Origin of the sequence: Winogradskyella sp. 4-2091, from assembly GCF_045765065.1 — a bacterium.
Taxonomy (GTDB): Bacteria; Bacteroidota; Bacteroidia; order Flavobacteriales; family Flavobacteriaceae; genus Winogradskyella.
Genome location: NZ_JBJKOD010000029.1, coordinates 1 through 5,129 on the forward strand (window position 1 = coordinate 1; position 5,129 = coordinate 5,129).

7 protein-coding genes are annotated in these 5,129 nt (G+C 28.3%); all 7 read right to left on the minus strand.

Features of this window, described 5'->3' with window-relative positions:
- Positions 1-198 precede the first annotated feature (198 nt).
- A complete protein-coding gene (locus ACJBCC_RS17065; protein ID WP_407557895.1) occupies positions 199-738 on the minus strand; it encodes a hypothetical protein in 540 nt (179 codons plus the stop codon).
- A gap of 155 nt (positions 739-893) precedes the next feature.
- Positions 894-1,256, minus strand: a complete 363-nt coding sequence (locus tag ACJBCC_RS17070) for a hypothetical protein (protein WP_407557896.1) — start codon at positions 1,254-1,256, stop codon at positions 894-896.
- Positions 1,257-1,259: 3 nt separating this feature from the next.
- Complete coding sequence (locus tag ACJBCC_RS17075) at positions 1,260-1,718, minus strand: hypothetical protein (RefSeq protein WP_407557897.1); 459 nt, start codon at positions 1,716-1,718, stop codon at positions 1,260-1,262.
- A 147-nt stretch (positions 1,719-1,865) separates the two neighbouring features.
- A complete protein-coding gene (locus ACJBCC_RS17080) occupies positions 1,866-2,591 on the minus strand; it encodes a hypothetical protein (protein WP_299103573.1) in 726 nt (241 codons plus the stop codon).
- Between the two features lie 209 nt (positions 2,592-2,800).
- Positions 2,801-3,427: a hypothetical protein gene (locus tag ACJBCC_RS17085; RefSeq protein WP_407557898.1), complete on the minus strand. Its 627-nt coding sequence runs from the start codon at positions 3,425-3,427 to the stop codon at positions 2,801-2,803.
- 166 nt (positions 3,428-3,593) lie between these two features.
- On the minus strand, positions 3,594-4,157 hold the full coding sequence (locus ACJBCC_RS17090; protein WP_407557899.1) for a YIP1 family protein: 564 nt from the start codon (positions 4,155-4,157) through the stop codon (positions 3,594-3,596).
- A gap of 158 nt (positions 4,158-4,315) precedes the next feature.
- Positions 4,316-5,047: a hypothetical protein gene (locus ACJBCC_RS17095; RefSeq protein ID WP_407557900.1), complete on the minus strand. Its 732-nt coding sequence runs from the start codon at positions 5,045-5,047 to the stop codon at positions 4,316-4,318.
- Between the last annotated feature and the right edge of the window lie 82 nt (positions 5,048-5,129).

Sequence of the window (5,129 nt, forward strand, 5' to 3'; positions counted from 1 at the left end):
TAAAACTCTGAAAAAAAATTTCGAAAAAATAACTGCTTTTTTCCCGTTCAGAGTGCGTTCCGCAATGAATGGCAACGTGTTTGTGTATGGTTAGTTGCGTGTTTAAGCAACTAATTTAGTAAACAAAAACGAACGCGAGAAAATTCCGAAGGAATTTTCCAAATAAGCAACGACCAAAGCAATTAATTATACACGGTGTTAGCCACCGTTTTTTATTTTTATTAGTTCAAGTATTACTCCGCTTTTCTGTAATTCAGAAACTTTGTCCTTAACTTTTTGGTCAGAAAGATTTTCATCAGTCCAAAAGTAAGTTGGTATTTTTCTTATTTTCAATTTTAGCGAATCAGAAGTCAGATTTTCAATTCCGTAATCAAAAACCATATCTAAATCGACCATAATTAATTTTTGTCCATCGATACGATAAGTAACAGAAGAGAAAAATTCCGACTTAATTGTCTCATAAACTCTGTGTTTGCCATTTTCTTTAAATTCGAATATTGTATTCAGATAAAGTTTTTTTCCGTTCGAGATTATTTGAAAAGGTTCGACATTTGACTTAATTACTTTCCATTTTCCAACAATCGGGCTTTCTATTTTTTTAGTGCTATTCTGTTCGGTCAATTCTGGGTTTCCATCATATTTATCTTGAATAACATAAATTCCGATTAGCACAAATCCAATAGCGAAAACGACTAGAAATGCGAAAATGATAATTAATATGTCTTTAGTTTTTTTCAAATGGTGGCTAACGTGTTTGTGTATGATTTCGTTGCGTGTTTCTAGCAACTAATTTAGCAAATACAAACCGAATAGAAAATCCGCGAGGATTTTCGTAAGTAGGCGAGTACTAGCAATGAATTATACACGTTGTTGTAAGTAGTTTTTTATTTAGTTTATAGTGTGTTTGTTATTTCCTTTTCGTAAAATTTTCCTCTGTCGTCAGTCGCAATAACTTTCGGTCTTTTACCATTTTCCCAAATCAGTTCAAATGATTTTAGAGAGTCAAATTCCACGTTTTGCGATTTAAAATGCTCAATTATATTATCATACCAATATCCAATTGATTTGGTAATACGGTCAGAAACCATTGTCTTTGGTTGGAATTCTTTAGTTTTCCAATCAATTTTTATGTCATAATTCTTTCCGCTTATTTTATTAAGTTCATCAATTACAAAATCAGAATCGACATAATTTTCATAGCTTAAAAAACTATGACCAAAATTGTGAATTGCTGACGGAATGTTCTTGTACTTCATATTCTATAAAGCTTTTGAAAGTTTTTTGAATTTTACTAATTCAGTCAGTTTATTAAGTTTTTTTTGGTCAATTTCTTTCCAATCAGTTTTGTCAAATTCCAACGTATTGAACTTTTTTAAATTCCGATACATTGGTAAAATCACAGACTCAAAATTTCCAGTCAGTTCATAAATCAGATTTCGGTTTTCTGTTATTTCTCCACTTTTTGAAATATTCAACTCAATTCCTTTTCTGATTTGCTTTAATTCAAAGAAATAACATTCAGGTTCCAAATTCCAGCATATTTCCGTTTCGATTCCGTTCATTGCTAAAATCAGAGATTCGCAAAGTTTGTCAGTCGGACTTTCAGGAATATTTGAAGCATTAAATTCCAATTCAAAATCCATAGATTTTAATTCAATCGGAAGCCATCCATTCTTCGGATTTCCTAAATTCAGTTCTATTTTTCTTGGTTTTGTCAAATTACTTACAACGTGTTTGTGTATGGTTAGTTGCGTGTTTCAGCAACTAAATTAGCAAACTTTTACGAACCCGTGAAAATTCCGCAGGAATTTTCGCAAGTAGGGAAGAATATAGCAATTAAATATACACGGTGTTACCAATAGTTTTTAATTAATATGCTTGTAATATATAATTAAACTATCCATTGTAATTGCTTTTAAGGCTAACCCATTTTGGTCAAATATTACTTTACGTAAATAGCTTTGCTTTTGATTTTCTCTATCTATCCAGCTGAAAGTTGTTAAAGTCGAATCAAGTTTTTTGTTAGAGTAATAATAGTCGGTTATTGCATTAGAACTCAAAGATGAATCTTCGTTATCACTTGGTTCGTATAATATTTCTTTCGAAGATAATGAGTTTGATTTTGTGTCGTAATCGTATTTTGTAGTGAGCTTTTTACCCTTTCCATAATCGTTATTCTGATACTGAGAGGATTCTAAAATTTTTCCATCATTTTTGAATTTAAAAATAGCTGCTGGTTTTGAAATATCCTGTTTTGAAATTCCAATAGAAGGTTTAGTATAATACTTATAGAGGATTAAGCTATCGTTATCAAATTCATAGCGAAAATTGAAAATAGCTTTAAAATCAGTAAAAAATATTTTTTGTTTTTCAAGGTTTAATGAGTCGTATTCATATTCTTCATTTATGCTATACATAAAAGATTTTCTCCATACGTTTTTAATATTTCCGCTTTTATTATATTCTATAATTTCAATTGTATCGTTCTTTTTATAAAGTGCTGTATCAAATCCCGATATTAAAAGTGTCTTCTTTATATCATTTTTTAATATGCTCGCTTGATTGAAATCTAAAAAGTCTAATTCAGACATTTTTAAAGTTTTATCATTACAACTGAACAATGAAAAAGTTAATATTATTAGTAGAAGTATGCTTTTCATCAAATTATTGGTAACGTTTATGTATAAGGAAAGTTGCGTTGTTTGTGTGCGAGGATTTTCCGAAGGAAAATCAGAAGCTAGCAAACGAGTAACTAACTTTGGTTTTGCTAAAATTAGCAATTTTTTTTATACGGTGTTACCTACAGTTTTTTTTCAGAGTTTATAATTTTTAAACATTCTGTTCTTATTAAATCATATTCTTTTTGTGCGTTAATTTCGCTTTCAGTAAAGTCAATTTTGTCAAGTAGACTTTCATTGAGGTTTATTTCGGATATTACATCTTCAAATTCCGTCCATATAATTTGAATAATCAGTATTATTAATTCACTTAATAAATAATGTTCAGAGTTTGAAAAAGGTATTTTATATTCCTTCTTTTGACGATTACTTGAGAAGATTGGTGTATTTTTTTCTCTCAAGTTATGAGCTAAAACATAATCTCTATAATTCCTTAAATTTTCCCATTGATTTATTCTTTTCTTAATAGGTTTAATTGCTTTTCTAACTTTAATTATTCGTTCTGAATATTCACTATGTTTTTTAGGGGTAAATTCTCCATTTAGTTCGTCTAAAAAAGAACAAATAATGATAATAGCATAATTCTGTAAATTCCCAGAAACAGCTTTTGAAAAAGGAAGATTTTTGTAATGACCTGTTAGTTTTATTTTATTTAAATACTCTTCATTATCTCTGTACGCATAATTCATTGTTGTAATGAATTTTATTTGTGTTCCTAAATGTAGAAGTGTTTGTAATGTTTCGGTCATTTTTCCATTCAGATTGGTAATTGTAGGTAACGTGTTTGTATATGGTTTGTTGCGTGGATTAAGCACTAAAGTTAGCAAATAAAAACCGAATAGAAAATCCGCGAGGATTTTCGTAAGTAGGCTAAAACCAGCAATAAATTATATACGGTGTTGTATGCAGTTTTTTTTATTCAATTATTAAATTCGGTAGTAAAAAATATAGTCCAATTATAAATCCAATTAAAATTGATAAATTCAATATTGCTTTTTTTATTCCGTATTTATTGAATTTTATTAATCCTTGAAATATTATTTTAATAGAAAATAACCAACTTAAATATAAAATAAAATTTCTTAGGTTGATGTTGTTGAAAGTATTGATTTCATATTCAATTTTTTTCAATATTCCGATAATAATTAACCCAATAATTATCGGGAAATATGCATAAGCTAGAAGAGAAAAAATCTCAATAAAATTACTCTGTCCATCAATCCATTTTCCGACCTTATAAAGAATATAAGAAAATGTAAGTCCAATTATGATAGAGAATAAAATGGACATTCCAAACTCAAGTAAGTTTAGAAGAAATCCTTTCTCATTTGTCTGTTCGTCAAAATCAAATATAAATGTAACTATTCCGTAAACACCAAAAATTAAAAGACTTTTTCTATATAAATCATCTTCAAATTCTTCATCTAAAACATTCAGACCTTTTTTGGTCAAAATTAATGTTAATAATAATGATTTCATATCAGTTCTTTAAATTGCATACAACGTTTATGTATAAGGAAAGTTGCGTGTTTGTGAGCGAGGATTTTCCGAAGGAAAATCAGAAGCTAGCAAACGAGCAACTGACATTGGTTTAGCTAAAACTAGCAATTTTTTTTATACGGTGTTGGCATTAGTTTTTATTCTTTTTGTCCAAACCAATTCAAATTATTTTCATAATCGGTTTCTTTATTTTTGTATGTTCTGAAAATCCGCTCAATTGAAGTTTTTTTAAGTTGGTCTTTAATTGAGTCCATTTGAGATTCAGTTACATTTTTGTCAGCAATTAAGTTAAATCTTAAGAATGGTTTTAATTCTTCTCGTGTGTTTTGTTTAAAATCAGCTACTTCTTTTTCTAAGTTTTTTAAGTCTGATGCGATATCGGTTTTTACAATTAAATTGTTTTCTGAAAAACCTGCATAAATATTAAAAACCAAATTATTAGGGAAACTTAAAGAGGTTAGTTCATTCTCTTTCATCGGTAAGTCAATTTCGATACCGATATTTTTTTGAAAAAAGTCATAAGTGTTTTTTGCTTTAATCAGTTTAGGGAGTTGAATTATAGTGTCTCCTAAAATTTTAAGATTCAATAATTTGTTTGATTTGTCTAATTTATAAGAATAAGTTAATTGTTTTTTAGTAGAAAACCCTTTTATGTTATTTAAGTGAATTTTATCTTTATTGACTTTCCATTTCGTAAAAATTTTCCCAAACCTGTCATAAATAATCAGCGAATCGTTATAAAATTGAAATTCTGTAAAGCCATAGATGTCGCTTTTTGAATACCAATTTCCAATTAAGTTTTCTTTTTGTTTTGTAGAAGAACAACTAAGTAAGAAAATTAATGAAATGTATGTTAAAATGTTCTTCATTCAAATGTCTTGTCCTGAAATATGGCTACAGGTTAAAATTGAATTAAGCTGATAATTTATATACCATATTAGGTGTTTTATA

Bases quoted from the DNA above. Each gene is read 5' to 3' on its own strand.
- ACJBCC_RS17080 (WP_299103573.1), bottom strand. From the start codon at position 2,591: ATGTCTGAATTAGACTTTTTAGATTTCAATCAAGCGAGCATATTAAAA.
- ACJBCC_RS17095 (WP_407557900.1), bottom strand. From the start codon at position 5,047: ATGAAGAACATTTTAACATACATTTCATTAATTTTCTTACTTAGTTGT.
- ACJBCC_RS17085 (WP_407557898.1), bottom strand. From the start codon at position 3,427: ATGACCGAAACATTACAAACACTTCTACATTTAGGAACACAAATAAAA.
- ACJBCC_RS17070 (WP_407557896.1), bottom strand. From the start codon at position 1,256: ATGAAGTACAAGAACATTCCGTCAGCAATTCACAATTTTGGTCATAGT.
- ACJBCC_RS17090 (WP_407557899.1), bottom strand. From the start codon at position 4,157: ATGAAATCATTATTATTAACATTAATTTTGACCAAAAAAGGTCTGAAT.